Origin of the sequence: Corynebacterium sp. LK33, from assembly GCF_014334955.1 — a bacterium.
In the GTDB taxonomy this organism is placed as follows: domain Bacteria; phylum Actinomycetota; class Actinomycetes; order Mycobacteriales; family Mycobacteriaceae; genus Corynebacterium; species Corynebacterium jeikeium_D.
The window spans coordinates 19,101-33,790 of sequence record NZ_PDGU01000024.1; the positions used below are offsets into that span (position 1 = coordinate 19,101).

General features: G+C 60.1%; 14 protein-coding genes. 12 read left to right on the plus strand and 2 right to left on the minus strand.

The window, feature by feature from the left end:
* Nucleotides 1-22 precede the first annotated feature (22 nt).
* The 10 genes from CRD20_RS07335 (at nucleotide 23) to groL (ending at nucleotide 10,688) form a co-directional block, all read left to right on the plus strand.
* Nucleotides 23-1,693: an NAD(P)H-hydrate dehydratase gene (locus CRD20_RS07335; RefSeq protein ID WP_187405163.1), complete on the plus strand. Its 1,671-nt coding sequence runs from the start codon at nucleotides 23-25 to the stop codon at nucleotides 1,691-1,693.
* Nucleotides 1,690-3,303 (plus strand): alanine racemase, encoded by a 1,614-nt coding sequence (gene alr / locus CRD20_RS07340; RefSeq protein ID WP_187405164.1) that lies wholly within the window; start codon nucleotides 1,690-1,692, stop codon nucleotides 3,301-3,303. The genes CRD20_RS07335 and alr overlap by 4 nt, the downstream gene beginning before the upstream one ends.
* 30 nt (nucleotides 3,304-3,333) lie before the next feature.
* Complete coding sequence (tsaB, locus tag CRD20_RS07345) at nucleotides 3,334-3,984, plus strand: tRNA (adenosine(37)-N6)-threonylcarbamoyltransferase complex dimerization subunit type 1 TsaB (RefSeq protein WP_187405165.1); 651 nt, start codon at nucleotides 3,334-3,336, stop codon at nucleotides 3,982-3,984.
* A complete protein-coding gene (rimI, locus tag CRD20_RS07350) occupies nucleotides 3,981-4,460 on the plus strand; it encodes a ribosomal protein S18-alanine N-acetyltransferase (RefSeq protein ID WP_187405166.1) in 480 nt (159 codons plus the stop codon). The genes tsaB and rimI overlap by 4 nt, the downstream gene beginning before the upstream one ends.
* A gap of 38 nt (nucleotides 4,461-4,498) precedes the next feature.
* Complete coding sequence (locus CRD20_RS07355) at nucleotides 4,499-6,235, plus strand: pyruvate dehydrogenase (protein WP_016422112.1); 1,737 nt, start codon at nucleotides 4,499-4,501, stop codon at nucleotides 6,233-6,235.
* 55 nt (nucleotides 6,236-6,290) lie between these two features.
* Nucleotides 6,291-6,719: a hypothetical protein gene (locus CRD20_RS07360; protein ID WP_042388422.1), complete on the plus strand. Its 429-nt coding sequence runs from the start codon at nucleotides 6,291-6,293 to the stop codon at nucleotides 6,717-6,719.
* Nucleotides 6,720-6,777: 58 nt separating this feature from the next.
* Nucleotides 6,778-7,857: a tRNA (adenosine(37)-N6)-threonylcarbamoyltransferase complex transferase subunit TsaD gene (tsaD, locus tag CRD20_RS07365; protein WP_070642941.1), complete on the plus strand. Its 1,080-nt coding sequence runs from the start codon at nucleotides 6,778-6,780 to the stop codon at nucleotides 7,855-7,857.
* A gap of 106 nt (nucleotides 7,858-7,963) precedes the next feature.
* A complete protein-coding gene (locus CRD20_RS11205; RefSeq protein WP_246819607.1) occupies nucleotides 7,964-8,272 on the plus strand; it encodes a hypothetical protein in 309 nt (102 codons plus the stop codon).
* A 492-nt stretch (nucleotides 8,273-8,764) separates the two neighbouring features.
* A complete protein-coding gene (groES, locus tag CRD20_RS07375) occupies nucleotides 8,765-9,064 on the plus strand; it encodes a co-chaperone GroES (RefSeq protein WP_005510054.1) in 300 nt (99 codons plus the stop codon).
* Nucleotides 9,065-9,083: 19 nt separating this feature from the next.
* Nucleotides 9,084-10,688 (plus strand): chaperonin GroEL, encoded by a 1,605-nt coding sequence (gene groL, locus CRD20_RS07380; RefSeq protein WP_070604455.1) that lies wholly within the window; start codon nucleotides 9,084-9,086, stop codon nucleotides 10,686-10,688.
* Nucleotides 10,689-10,804: 116 nt separating this feature from the next.
* Here the strand turns inward: groL and CRD20_RS07385 are convergent, their stop codons facing one another.
* Nucleotides 10,805-11,128, minus strand: coding sequence for a WhiB family transcriptional regulator (locus tag CRD20_RS07385; RefSeq protein WP_016422117.1), 324 nt, complete (start codon nucleotides 11,126-11,128; stop codon nucleotides 10,805-10,807).
* A gap of 137 nt (nucleotides 11,129-11,265) precedes the next feature.
* On the minus strand, nucleotides 11,266-11,634 hold the full coding sequence (locus tag CRD20_RS07390) for a DUF5319 domain-containing protein (protein WP_038629374.1): 369 nt from the start codon (nucleotides 11,632-11,634) through the stop codon (nucleotides 11,266-11,268).
* 263 nt (nucleotides 11,635-11,897) lie between these two features.
* On the opposite strand from CRD20_RS07390, the gene guaB reads away from it, so the two are divergent.
* Entirely contained in the window at nucleotides 11,898-13,427 is a 1,530-nt protein-coding gene (gene guaB / locus CRD20_RS07395; protein WP_016422119.1) for an IMP dehydrogenase, read from the plus strand.
* A gap of 50 nt (nucleotides 13,428-13,477) precedes the next feature.
* Complete coding sequence (locus CRD20_RS07400; protein WP_016422120.1) at nucleotides 13,478-14,626, plus strand: GuaB3 family IMP dehydrogenase-related protein; 1,149 nt, start codon at nucleotides 13,478-13,480, stop codon at nucleotides 14,624-14,626.
* Nucleotides 14,627-14,690 lie beyond the last annotated feature (64 nt).

Here is a 14,690-nt window from a genome sequence, read left to right on the forward strand (position 1 = left end):
GGGCTAATCGTAGGCTGGGTTTATGACGTACTGCTACACAGCTGCCGAAATTCGCGCCGCGGAACAGCCCTATCTGGACGCACAAACGCGTGACGACGAACTCATGCGCCACGCAGCCGCCGCTGTGTCGGAGGTGGCGGAGCGGATGCTCTCAGAGGCATCTCCGGAGCCTGGTCGCGGTCGCGTGCTGCTGTTGGTTGGATCGGGAGGCAATGGTGGCGATGCACTCTATGCTGGCCGAAACTTGTCCTCGGATGGGCATGGCGTGGATGCGGTTTTGCTGGGCTCGAAGCCGCATGAACGGGCGCTGAAAGCTTTTGAACTCGCAGGTGGGCGGGTGCTGCCGTTGGGGTGTGACCGGGAGACGGATTTATCGAAGATTCTGTGGTCGATTAGTGAAGACTACGCACTGATCATCGACGGCATCGTGGGGCTCGGAGGTCACGGCGCGCTGCGTGAAGAGGCCGCGTGGTTGGTGCGCGAAGCGCGGTTGGGCAAAGTTCCCATTCTCGCGGTTGATGTGCCGAGCGGCGTAGAAGCCGATACTGGGCGTACTTTTGACCCGTCTGCCCAGACCATCAATCCAGACCCTGATCTGGAGGAAGGACAGAGCCCGTACCTGCCATCCCACGTCGAGGCCACGACAACGGTGACTTTCGGCGGTCTGCGCTACGCGCACTCGCTGTCCGAATCCTGTGGCACCGTCGAATTACATGAAATTTCCCTCGACTCCTTCTCCCTCGAACTTCCAGGACTGGGGCAGACGCTCTATGAAAACGGTACCTACAATGCCGTCCACCACCAGACTCCGACCGTGGAGTTCTACGAAGCCCTAGGCGGGAGCTTTCCGGCACCACTTGGCGCGATGACCCCGCTCGAACCCGGTGCTGCAGACCACAAGTACTCCACTGGAGTTACAGGAATCGCCGCTGGTAGCGAGGCGTATCCCGGCGCAGGTCAGCTGTGCGCCACCGCTGCCGTGCATGCGACCAGTCCCGCGGTCATCTATGTCGGCGACGCGGCCGCACGCAACCGCATCACCGCAGCCTTGCCGACGGTCATTGCGCAGCAGGACTCGGTGGATCGCAAAGAGGTACGCGTCGATGCCTGGGTCGTCGGTCCCGGTCGGGGCACTGATGAGAAAGCCGCCGAGGAACTGCGAGACATTCTGGCCACTGACAAACCAGTGGTCATCGACGCTGACGCACTGACACTGCTGTCGAAGCATGAGGACATCCGACAGCTCATTCGTGAGCGCGGCCAGGAGCGCAACCTGCGCACTGTTCTCACGCCGCACGCCGGTGAATTCGAGCGCCTGACCGGGCACGAGGTCACTAACCCCATCGCAGACGCCCGTGAACTTGCCGAGCAGTTCTCCTGCGAAGTGTTGCTCAAGGGGCGCCGTACCGTGATTGCCAATCCGGCAACGCAGCGCACAGTCGTGGTTGACGCGGGTAGCTCCTGGGCAGCCACGCCGGGCTCTGGCGATGTACTGTCCGGGCTCCTCGGTGCCTGGGTAGCGCGTGGCGAAGCCCTCTATGTACCAGCAATTATTCATGCGCGCGCCGCATTTTTGGCCGCGCAGACAGAGTTCGGACCAGCACCCTGCAGCGCCCAGGACATCGCCGAATCCATCCGAGATGCCACCGCATGGTTCACCAACGAAGGCAGCAGTGGCAAAATACGGCTATGACTTCCTCGGCACCAGCCATCCTGACCCATACCGTTAATCTCGACGCGATCACCCACAATGTGAAGACCGTCAAGGCCATCGCAGGGGTGTCGGAATTCATGGCCGTCGTCAAGGCGGACGGCTACTCGCAGGGTGCGCTGCAGACCGCGCGTGCCGCGCTGGCCGGCGGGGCAACGCAGCTCGGTGTCGCAACAATCGACGAGGCGCTCTCCCTCCGCGAGGAACTCCGCGCCACGCTTGACGACGGCCACACCATCCCCATCCTCGCCTGGATCTGGGACGCAGCGGCCACCTCATTGGTGCAGCGAGCTGTGGCTGCAGATATTGACCTCGGTCTGCCGTCGATGGCTCATGCGCTGGCCGTGGCCAATGCCGGGCGGGCGCTGTCGGTGACACCACGTGTGACGGTGATGGTCGATACGGGTTTGGGCCGCTCGGGATTCTCTATGGCCAATGGGGACTTTGAGCATGCGGTCGCTCAGCTGGTCGAGCTGCACAAGACCGGTGCTCTGAACGTCACCGGTACTTTCACGCACTTTGCGTGCGCGGATGAGCCGGGCCACGAGAGCGTCGATAAGCAGGCGCAGAATTTCCGTGCTGCGATTGCGGCACTGCGTGAGGCGGGGCTGGACGAGCTGATTAACCATGCGGCGAATTCGCCGGCATCGTTGTCGCGCCCGGACTTGGCCTTCGACATGGTGCGCCCGGGGCTGGCTATTTATGGTGGTGAGCCAATTGTGGGTGCCACCCATGGATTGCGTCCCGCGATGCGGTGGGAAGCGTCGGTCATTTTGGTCAAGAAGCTGCCGGCGGGAGAGTCGGTGTCCTACGGACAGACGTGGACAACTGGCCGCGATACCACCATCGGCATCGTGCCCTGTGGCTATGCCGACGGCATGATGCGCTCGGCCTCCGGGCGTTTCGAGGTCAGTATCAATGGCACACGCTACCCGCAGGTAGGACGGGTGTGTATGGATCAATTCGTCGTCGACCTGGGGCCCGACAGCGATGTCGAGGCCGGCGACACTGCGGTCATCGTCGGCGATTCCACACTGGGGGAGCCCGGTCTCGATGACCTCGCGGAGGCATCCGGCACCATTAACTATGAAATCCTCACCGCGCCGAAGGGGCGTAGCGAGCGAAAGTGGGTGCGCAGCCGGCTCGCGCCAACCGCAGAGGACATGCGTGACCTCGGCGAGGAGATTGGCCGGGAGTTGGCAGCTGGGGATTTGGTGATTCTCGATGGCCCACTCGGCGCGGGCAAAACGACCCTCACGCAGGGCATCGCCCGTGGCATGAACGTGCGCGGTCGCGTGACGTCGCCGACGTTCACCATCGCCCGCGAGCACCGTCCGCTGGCAACCGACGGCGTCACCCTTATCCACGTCGACGCCTATCGACTCTTCGGCGAAGAGGGGCCCGGCTCCGATGGTGATGCCTTCGATGCGCTGGACTCGCTCGATTTGGACACCGACCTTGAGGACAGCGTCGTGGTCGCCGAGTGGGGAATGGGGCTCGCCGAGGTGCTCTCCGAGCGCTATCTGCAGGTGAATATCGATCGTTCGCGTGACGACGATGCCCGCGTCGTCACCTGGAAGTGGAGCAAGTAGCTTCAAGTCGGTTCAAGTAGGTTACTGAGTATGAACATTTTGGCCGTTGACACATCGACTCCACAGGTCACCGCGGGAATTGTCCGCGATGGTGAAACCGTGGCCGAAAAGCTGCACCTGGATGCCCGTGCGCACAACGAGGTGCTGGTGCCGCTGATTCAGCAGTGCCTCACTGACAGTGGGGTGGCGGCAACCGAGCTAGATGCCGTGGTTGTCGGCTGTGGTCCGGGGCCTTTTACGGGATTGCGCGTTGGTATGGCCACCGCAGCCTCCTTCGCCGACGCTCTCGGAATTCCCTGCTACGGCATCTGCAGCCTGGATGCGCTTGCGGGTGGGGTTGGCGATGAACTGGTCGTCACCGATGCCCGCCGCCGCGAGGTGTACTTCGCCGCCTACCGCGATGGCCAGCGGGTTTTCGGTCCGGCAGTGGCCAAGCCAGCCGACGTCATGGAGCTGCTCAAGGAAGAACTTGCAGCAGAAGCCGCCGACTTCGCGCCGAGCCACGCCCGCGGCAGCCTCAGCCACATCGAGCAAATTGCCGGGCTTGAGGTTCCTGCCGAACAAGTCTTTCCCACTCCGAAAACCATGGTTGAAGCGGTCGACTTTGACTCCGCGCCGGGCCCACTGGTGCCGCTGTACTTGCGCCGTCCGGATGCCGTTGTCCCGAAGGCTATGAGATGAGCGTCGTCAAGCTAGTGCGTCTCGGACCTCCTGCGGCCAAGGCGTGCGCGGCGATTGAGGCGGAGCTGTTTGCCGGCGACGATCCCTGGCCGGAATCGGCCTTTATGGCAGAGCTGGCCGCGCCGAACAATTTCTACGTCGGGCTGATTGCAGATGTAGACGAGGACGAAGAACTGTGCGGCTATGCGGGGATTACCAAGCTGGGGCCTGCGGGTGCCGCCGAGTACGAGATTCACACCATCGGGGTGGGGAAGAAGTGGCAGCGCCGGGGCTTTGGGACGCAGCTGATGGACGCGCTGATGGCAGCTGTGGCGGAGGATCCGGGCCCGGTTTTCTTAGAAGTTCGCACAGATAACGAACCCGCAATCGCCATGTATCGGCGCTATGACTTCGAGAATATGGGGCTGCGAAAGAACTATTATCCGGGCTCTGGGGCGGATGCGTACACGATGTGTCGGCCTGAGTTGGCCAGCTAGATGTTGACGTATTGACTAATCTGCGTTAGACCGGGCACATGGCTAAAACCTTTGCAAAACAGCTCGTAGAAACCCTAGAGAAGCAGGGTGTCAAGCGAATCTTCGGACTCGTTGGAGATAGTTTGAACCCCATTGTCGACGCTGTGCGCGAGTCCTCCATTGAGTGGGTGCACGTTCGCAACGAAGAGGCTGCCGCCTTCGCCGCCGGCGCGGAGTCCCTGGTCACCGGCGAATTAGCAGTGTGTGCGGCCTCCTGTGGCCCGGGTAATACCCACCTCATTCAGGGCCTGTATGACTCCCACCGCAACGGCGCAAAGGTGCTGGCGCTGGCATCGCACATTCCTTCCCGCCAGATTGGCTCGAACTTCTTCCAGGAGACCCATCCGGAGTTCATCTTCAACGAGTGCTCCGGTTACTGCGAGATGGTCAACTCCGCTGAGCAGGGTGGCGTCGTTTTGCATCACGCTATCCAGTCGACCATGACTGGCCACGGTGTTTCCGTGCTGGTTCTGCCGGGCGACATTACAACGCATGAGGTGGAGAATGATGAGTTCGTCACCTCCACTATCAGCAGCGGCCGCCCAGTCGTATTCCCTGACGCCGGCCAGGCCGCCGCGCTTGCCGACGCAATCAACGAGGCTAAAACCGTCACGCTTTTCTGTGGCGCAGGTGTGAAGGACGCCCGCGAACAGGTGCTCAAGCTTGCGGAGAAGATTAAGTCGCCGGTGGGACATGCGCTGGGTGGCAAGATGTACATCCAGTACGACAACCCCTATGACGTCGGTATGTCCGGCCTGCTGGGCTACGGCGCCTGCCACGATGCCTCCAACGATGCTGATCTGTTGATTCTGCTCGGTACTGACTTCCCGTACAACGACTTCCTGCCGACTAAGAACGTCGCACAGGTCGATATCGATGGTCGTGCCATCGGTCGTCGTACCACGGTGAAGTACCCAGTCGTCGGCGATGTGGCTGCCACGATCGAAACCATCCTGCCGCACCTGGATGAAAAGACCGACCGTTCCTTCCTGGACAAGCAGCTGCGGAACCACGAGCGCCTGCTCAGCCACGTCATCGAGGCATACACCCACGACGTTGAGAACATGCGCCCGATTCACCCGGAGTATGTGGCCGACCTGATTGATAAGTACGCCGATGACGATGCCGTCTTCACCGTCGATACCGGCATGGGCAATGTCTGGGCTGCGCGCTACGTCACGCCGAATGGCAAGCGAGAGCAGATTGGTTCCTTCCGTCACGGCACTATGGCCAACGCACTGTCGCAGGCCATTGGTGTGCAGGCTGCTGACCGGGACCGTCAGGTCATTACCTTCAACGGTGACGGTGGCCTGTCAATGCTGCTCGGTGAGCTCATCACCGTGAAGCAGGAGCAGCTACCCATCAAGATGTTTGTGTTCAACAACTCCTCGCTCGGCATGGTCAAGCTGGAAATGCTGGTTCAGGGGCTGCCGGAGCACGAGACCGACCACGACGCAGTGGACTACGCCGGAGTCGCAGAGTCGTTGGGTATCAAGGCCATCCGAATTGAAGATCCGGCCGATGCGCCTCGCCTGATTCAGGAGGCGCTGGCATACGACGGCCCGGTGTTGGTGGACATGATCACCGACCCGAATGCCCTGTCCATCCCGGCAAACATCACCTGGGACATGCTGATGGGATTCTCCAAGGCCGCTACTCGCACCGTCTTCGGCGGCGGCGTTGGTCAGATGATCAACATGGCACGGTCGAACCTCCGCAACATCCCGCGGCCATAGTGGGGGTAGCGCTCTCGAGATGCGGGAGCGGGTGCGGTGCGGTACCTCTGTTTCCATGATTAAAGGTTTTCTGGTGAACCCTGACCTGACGCATCGCATCGTCGAATTTGAGTTGGAGGCCGCTGCTACATTCCTCGGCGGAGTTTCCTCCGACCGTGTTTCGGTGGCGTTTCAGGAAGACGGCGCCGATTACGCCGCTCTCTACAACCCGACGGCCAAGGCTGAGGGCGCTGAACCGAATCCGGTCGCGTCCCTCGGCCGCAATGAGGCTGCTACGGGCAACTCGGCTTTCTTTACCGACCCCACCACCGCAATTTGCGGAACGGTCGTATTTGTCGACGCCGAGGGCAAGGATATCGGCGACGAGGAAATCGAGCGTATTAAGCACGGTATGCGCGCCGTGCGTCACTACCGCGATGACTACCCAGAGGAATACGCTCTCTGGCGTGCCGCTGTGCGGAACCTCGGTCGCCTCGAAATTTAAACTCGGTCGCTGGTAAGTGACCCGGTGGTGCGCTAGTACCATGACTGCTATGACCGAGTTGACCCTGCTGGCAATCGAGAGTTCCTGCGATGAGACTGGCGCTGCAGTGATGCGTGTGCGCTACGACGACACCGACACCAGCACCCCCGCCATTCCCGAGGTGGAAGTGCTTGCCGACGTCGTCGCATCCTCCATGGAACAGCACGCCCGCTTCGGTGGTGTGGTCCCGGAGATTGCTTCCCGCGCTCATTTGGAAGCCCTGCAGCCAGTAGTCTCCGAGGCGCGCGCGCAAGCAGCTGCCAAGCTCGGTACCGATACTTTTATCCCAGATGCCGTCGCCGCTACCGTGGGACCCGGTCTCGCCGGTGCGCTGCTGGTCGGTTCGGCAGGCGCGAAGGCTTATGCCGCCGCCTGGGGTGTGCCTTTCTACGGCATTAATCACCTTGGTGGCCACGTTGCTGTCGGAGCTCTCGACGGCGCGGATTTGTCCAACGCCGTGGCGCTGCTAGTTTCCGGCGGGCACACGCAGTTGCTGCGCGTACAGGGGGTTGGTCGTCCGATGGAGGAGCTCGGATCGACGCTTGACGACGCAGCCGGAGAGGCATACGACAAGGTTTCGAGGTTGCTTGGGTTGGGTTACCCGGGCGGCCCGATTATCGATAAGTTGGCTAAGCAGGGAAATCGCAAGGCCATCGCGTTTCCTCGCGCCATGATGCGCCAGCAGGATGCGCGCCATGACTTCTCCTTCTCCGGCTTGAAAACCGCCGTGGCCCGCTATGTCGAAGCGGCAGAGAAGGAAGGTCGTGAATACTCCGTAGAGGACGTCTGTGCTTCCTTCCAGGAGGCGGTCTGCGATGTATTGACCAAGAAGGCCGTTCGCGCAGCTCAGGATGTGGGGGCCACTACGCTGCTGCTCGGTGGTGGTGTGGCTGCGAACTCGAGGTTGCGTGAACTCGCAGCGGCGCGAGCTACCTCGGCAGGAATTACGCTGCATGTGCCACCGATTAAGCTGTGCACCGACAACGGAGTCATGATTGGCGCAGCTGCCGCCTACCTCATTGCCGCGGGGGTCAAGCCCTCTGGCTACGCCTGCCCGACCGACCCCTCCATGCCTGTGGAAGATCCTCTAATGCAATAAGCAGTGATTGCCCCCCCCCGGATCCATGTTAAGTTTCGTTAACTGACTTTGACTTGTTTCTCTGCCATGGATCGCAGGACAATTACAGGAAAGCGCTTGCCCAAAAATGAGTAAAGACTACAGCGAGTGGGAACTTCAGCCATCCGATAATTCGCATAATCAGACTGAGCTGTTTGCGCCGCAGGGTGAACTGCAAACAACGCAAGCACCGCAAGTTGAACTCCAGCGCGGTCGTGGTCGGGGAGTGTTATGGGCAGTCGTCGCGCTGTTGCTTGTGGTGATCGTCGCTGTGGCAGCGGTGCTTTACCTAGTTGCGAGTGGTCGAGGTGAGCAATGGTTTGGTGCAGGTGCCAAGGATGAAGTAACGCCGAAGCTCACTGTTACTGCGACTGCGACAGAGACCGTGAAGGTGTAGTCGCCGGAGAAAACCAAGACGAGGGAAACCACGAGTACGGCTACGCCCGATCATCCGATCAGTGGGGATTGCGAGGCATCGGCGTTCCCGACTACGGAGGAAAACTTTACGATCGTCGCCTGTGACGGATGGTGGGCGCTGGGTGGGCGCGCAAACAGTGGTGGACTGGCGGTTTACCAATGGGACGAAGGTGCCTGGCAAAGGAGGGAGCCAGACAGTAACTACACAACCGGTTCTGGTGGCCCGTGCTTTAGCGATGAGTACATCAAGGAACACGGAATGACGGTTACTGTGTTCGGTCGTATGGCGTGTAACCCCGACAAGCTGACCAATTAGCATTAGCGCTCACTATTGTTGAGTGTTAGCACTTGCAGGGGTAGAGTGCTAACGAAGGTTGTTTGACACACAGTTGTTCACCCGCGACGACGGCTGTGCACGGCAGACCAACCGGCACAAGAACATCACATCACCGCATGTATGGAGGAATTCATCGTGGCGAACGTCAACATCAAGCCGCTGGAGGACCGCGTCCTCGTCCAGATCAACGAAGCAGAGACCACCACGGCTTCTGGCCTGGTTATCCCGGACTCCGCTAAGGAGAAGCCGCAGGAGGCTACCGTTATCGCAGTTGGTCCGGGTCGTTGGGCCGATGACGATGACCGCATTCCTATGGACGTCAAGGAGGGTGACATCGTCATCTTCTCCAAGTACGGCGGCACTGAGCTGAAGTACCAGGGCGAAGAGTACCTGCTGCTGTCGCAGCGTGACATCCTGGCTGTTATCGAGAACTAAAGGGAGGACGTACCCACACATGGCGAAGCTTATTGCTTTTAACGAAGAGGCTCGCGAAGGCCTCAAGCGCGGTGTGGACACGCTTGCCGACGCAGTCAAGGTCACGCTTGGCCCGAAGGGTCGCAACGTTGTCCTGGACAAGGCCTTCGGCGGTCCGCTGGTCACCAATGATGGTGTGACCATCGCCCGCGACATCGACGTTGAGGATCCGTTTGAGAACCTCGGCGCGCAGTTGGTTAAGTCCGTTGCGGTCAAGACCAATGACGTTGCCGGTGACGGTACTACTACCGCAACGCTGCTGGCACAGGCGCTGGTCCACGAGGGTCTGCGCAACGTTGCAGCCGGCGCAAACCCGATTTCGCTGAACCGCGGTATTCACGCTGCATCCGACAAGGCGGTTGAGCTGCTGAAGCAGCGCGCCACCCCGGTCAGCAGCTCTGCTGCCATCGCACAGGTGGCAACCGTTTCCTCGCGCGACACTGAAATTGGTGACCTGGTTGCAGGTGCCATGGACAAGGTTGGCAAGGACGGCGTCGTCTCTGTGGAGGAGTCGCAGTCGATTGCCACCGAGCTGTCCGTGACCGAGGGCGTGTCCTTCAACAAGGGCTTCCTCTCGCCGTACTTCATTACCGACGTTGAGGCTCAGCAGGCGATTCTCGACGGTGCACAGGTGCTGCTGGTCCGCGAGAAGATTTCCTCCCTGCCGGAGTTCCTGCCGATTCTGGAGAAGATTGCCGAGTCCGGCAAGCCGACTCTGATCATGGCTGAGGATATCGAGGGCGAGGCTCTGTCCGCACTGGTCATCAACGCTATGCGCAAGACCTTGAAGGTTGCCGCAGTGAAGGCACCGTACTTCGGTGACCGTCGTAAGGCGTTCATGGATGACCTGGCAGTTGTCACCGGTGCAACCGTCGTTACGGCTGACACTGGCATGCAGCTGAAGGACGTTGGACTTGAGGTGCTGGGTAACGCACGCCGCATCACCATTACCAAGGACGAGACCGTCCTAGTTGACGGTGCTGGCACCGCTGAGGCTGTGGAAGAGCGTCGTAACCAGATCCGTGCCGAGATTGAGCGCACTGACTCTGACTGGGATCGCGAGAAGCTGGAAGAGCGTCTGGCGAAGCTCTCTGGCGGTGTGGCTGTCATTAAGGTCGGCGCTGCTACCGAGACCGAGGTCAACGAGCGCAAGCTGCGTGTCGAGGATGCCATTAACGCTGCTCGTGCGGCAGCTCAGGAAGGTGTCATCGCCGGCGGCGGTTCCGTACTGGTGCAGATCTCCCGTGAACTCGAGGCATTCGCTGACGAGTTCGAGGGCGACGAGGCAGTCGGTGTCCGTGCAGTTGCCAAGGCTCTGACCCGTCCGGCTTTCTGGATTGCTGAGAATGCTGGTAAGGACGGTGCGGTCGTTGTCTACCACATTGGTGAGCTGGAGAACGGCAACGGCTACAACGCTGCTACTGACACTTACGAGAACCTGATTGAGTCCGGCGTCATCGACCCGGTCAAGGTCACTCACTCCGCAGTCGTCAACGCAACCTCCGTGGCGCGTATGCTGCTGACCACCGAGGCTTCCGTTGTGGATAAGCCGGAAGAAGAACCACAGCACGATCACGCTCACTAATCGCAAGTGTGCTAGTGCCCTGGCCTTTGGCACGTAAAATGCTCCCCACCTTTCAATCTGAGGGTGGGGAGCATTTTGGTTTTTATGTGAACTGGCTGGAGTCCGAGAGAGGGGGACTACATGGCAGTAACTAGAACGCGTTCAAGTTCGCGTTCACGTGCGGCCGGCTTAGCTCGAAGGATTTCATTTCGTTCAGATTCGCTGAGACCGCCCCAGACACCGTATGGCTCACCAACCTTGAGTGCGTGACTACGGCACTGCATAAGAACAGGGCAAGAACGGCAGATAGCCTTCGCACGGGCTTCACGCAGGCTGCGTGCGCGTCCGCGCTCGCCTTCCGGGTGGAAGAAGGTCGCGGAGTCCTGCCCGCGGCACGAGCCGTGCAGCTGCCAATCCCACAAATCCGCATTGGGCCCGGGCAAGTGGTCGATGTACGTCATCGGAATTGATGTCTCCTTCATTGAGCTTTCTTGAAGCAGTGAGCTCAAGTGTGGAGGCCAACAATGAACGGTTGGTAAACCTAAGGAGACCAGCCGGGATACTACGCAAACAATTCCGTCAAACTCTTACCAAATTTTTAGAAACGGCCAGGTCGGCGAGAACGCAAACCGTCGACAAAGCCTGCGCAGTAGTCCCATGGGGCGTAACGGGAGGGGTCTGGATCGAATTGTGGCTCGTGAACCGGAGATGCCTGGCCAGACAGGAGCATCAGGTAGTGGTTTTCCAAAACCTCCCAGTTATAAAAGTGCTCGTCACCGCAGTCCTCACACAACATACAGACGCCCAGTAATCCCTCTGGGCTCAAAGCGGTACGGAATAGGCGAACTGCGGCCAGATCTTCAAGAACCTCTCGACGTTCCTGGTCTGTCAGTGGAGCAAACGGCTCATCCGGCTCGAGAAAGCTTGCCGGGTCATTGGGATCTCCTTCGAACGGATCCCGCGGCATGGATGAGAAAAAGTTGTGGTTCACAACCACTACCGTAACAGCTCTGTACGGCAATCCTGTCGATTGGCGATGCACTTAGTTGGGGTTTAGTTCACCTTGGAATAACCCTCAGCTAGCTTTCGGCTAACCCTTGTCGGGCACCTGTCGCTCCGCCTAATTGTCGCGTTTCATCACTGAAGGACTACCCTGTATATAACGTTTGGCAACCACGAAGCGATAGCGCCCCTGGCCGGATGTCGGCAAGGGTGGAGCAGGAGGAGTCCATGACCAACCCCACGGGAATTAGCCTCGGCGGAGACAATCCCAACAAGATTCCACTAGTCGGCCTTACATTCGATGACGTCCTGCTGCTGCCGGATGCTTCGGACGTTATCCCCTCCGGCGTTGATACTTCGACGCAGCTCACTCGTGAGCTGCGTCTGAACATTCCGGTTGTGTCCGCTGCTATGGACACCGTCACCGAGGCCCGCATGGCTGTTGCCATGGCCCGCCAGGGCGGTATGGGTATCCTGCACCGCAACCTGTCTATCGAGGAGCAGGCTCAGCAGGTCGAGATTGTGAAGCGCTCTGAGGCTGGCATGGTGTCCGACCCGGTGACCTGTTCCCCGGATGACACCATCGCCGAAGTAGATGCCAAGTGCGCTCGTTACCGCATCTCGGGCCTGCCGGTCGTCGACAAGGACGGCAAGCTGGTCGGTATCTGCACCAACCGCGACATGCGTTTTGAGGCAGACCTGAACCGCAAGGTTTCCGAAATCATGACCCCGATGCCGCTGGTCGTGGCTGAGCAGGGTGTGTCTGGCGATGCGGCGCTGAACCTGCTGCGCGCTCACAAGGTGGAGAAGCTGCCGATCGTCGATGGCGAAGGCCGCCTGACTGGTCTGATTACCGTCAAGGACTTCGTCAAGAAGGATCAGTACCCGAATGCTTCCAAGGATGGTTCCGGCCGTCTGCTGGTCGGTGCTGGCATCGGTACCGGCGAGGACTCCTGGAAGCGCGCGCACGCATTGGCTGACGCAGGCGTAGACGTGCTCGTTGTTGATACCGCTCACGCCCACAACTCAGGTGTACTTGAGATGGTCTCCCGCGTTAAGAAGGAATTCGGCGAGAACATCCAGATTATCGGCGGCAACCTGGCTACCCGTGGCGCTGCACAGGCCATGATTGACGCGGGTGCAGATGCCATCAAGGTCGGTATCGGCCCAGGCTCGATTTGCACCACTCGCGTTGTCGCAGGTGTGGGCGCCCCGCAGATCACCGCCATCATGGAAGCCTCTGTCGCAGCTAAGAAGGCTGGCGTTCCGATTATCGCCGATGGCGGTATGCAGTTCTCCGGCGACATCGCCAAGGCTCTGGCAGCCGGTGCATCCTCCGTCATGCTCGGTTCGATGCTGGCCGGTACCGCTGAGGCTCCGGGTGAGGTCACCTTCGTCAACGGCAAGCAGTACAAGATGTACCGTGGCATGGGCTCGCTGGGTGCTATGCAGGGCCGCGGCCTGACCGGTGAGAAGCGCTCCTACTCCAAGGACCGCTACTTCCAGGCTGATGTCAAGAGCGAAGAGAAGCTGGTTCCGGAAGGCATTGAGGGTCGTGTTCCGTTCCGCGGCAGTATCGACTCCATCGTTCACCAGCTGGTCGGTGGTCTGCGCGCAGCTATGGGCTACACCGGTTCCGCTACCGTCGAGCAGCTGCACGACGCACAGTTCGTCCAGATCACCGCTGCAGGCCTGCGCGAGTCGCACCCGCACGATATCCAGATGACTGTCGAAGCGCCGAACTACTACCAGCGCTAAACTGGCTTAGTCGAGTTAAATTCCACGGAAAGGGCATGTGAGGAAAGCTCATGCGCGACATCGTTGAAATCGGTATTGGCCGCGAGGCACGCCGGACCTACGAGTTGGACGATATTGCACTCGTTCCCACTCGGCGTACCCGGTCGTCCAAGGACGTCGATACCTCCTGGCGAATTGACGCCTACGATTTCGAACTCCCGATGATGATGCATCCGACAGATGCCATCGCCAGCCCGGAATCCGTCGCTGAGTTTGCTCGCCTGGGCGGTTTGGCGGTTCTCAACGCCGAGGGTATCTGGGCCCGTCACGCCGATGCGCAGGACAAGATCGCCGAGCTGGTGGAGTTGGCAAAGAATGCCGCCACCAAGCGTGAATCCGAGGCAGTGAACCGCAAGCTGCAGGAACTGCACTCTGCTCCAATTGATACTGACCTGTTGGTTGAGCGCATCAAGGAGATTCGCGCAACCGGCGCGATCACTGCAGTTCGTGTCTCCCCGCAGCATGCCCGTGAGCTGGCTCCGCTGGCTATCAAGGCCGGCATCGACTTGTTGGTTATCCAGGGCACGCTGATTTCCGCAGAGCATGTCACGGCTCAGGGTGAACCGCTAAACCTCAAGGACTTCATCGGCAGCCTGGACGTTCCAGTTATCGCCGGTGGCGTTGTCGACTACCAGACTGCGCTGCATCTGATGCGTTCAGGCGCAGCTGGTGTGATTGTCGGTACGGGCTTTACGACGTCCCCGGATGCGCTCGGTATCGATGTGCCAATGGCTACCGCTATTGCGGATGCTGCAGCTGCTCGTAAGGACTACCTCGATGAGACCGAGGGGCGCTACGTCCACATCATTGCCGATGGCGGCATTGATACCGTCGGTGACATTGCCAAGGCAATCGCCTGCGGTGCGGATGCTGTGGCACTGTCCAGTGTGCTGGCAACCGTCCACGAAGCTCCGGGGCAGGGCTACGCCTGGCCGTCTGTTGCGGCACACCCGAAGTACCCGCGCGGTGCGGTGTGGCCGGTCGTCGACGATGAGAAGGAATTGGTCAGCCTGGAAGAGGCTCTGTTTGGCCCTTCCGCTTCGCCGTTCGGTGACCGCAATCTCGCCGGTGGCCTGCGTCGCGCAATGGCAAAGTGCGGCTTTACCAACTTGAAGTCCTTCCACCGCGTTGAGCTGTCGGTACGTCCGAAGGGTTTTTAATTAAAGTAATCGGATAGTTTTTTCGCAAAACTACCTTACTGAAAAGCCACCTCCGCTTAGGGTT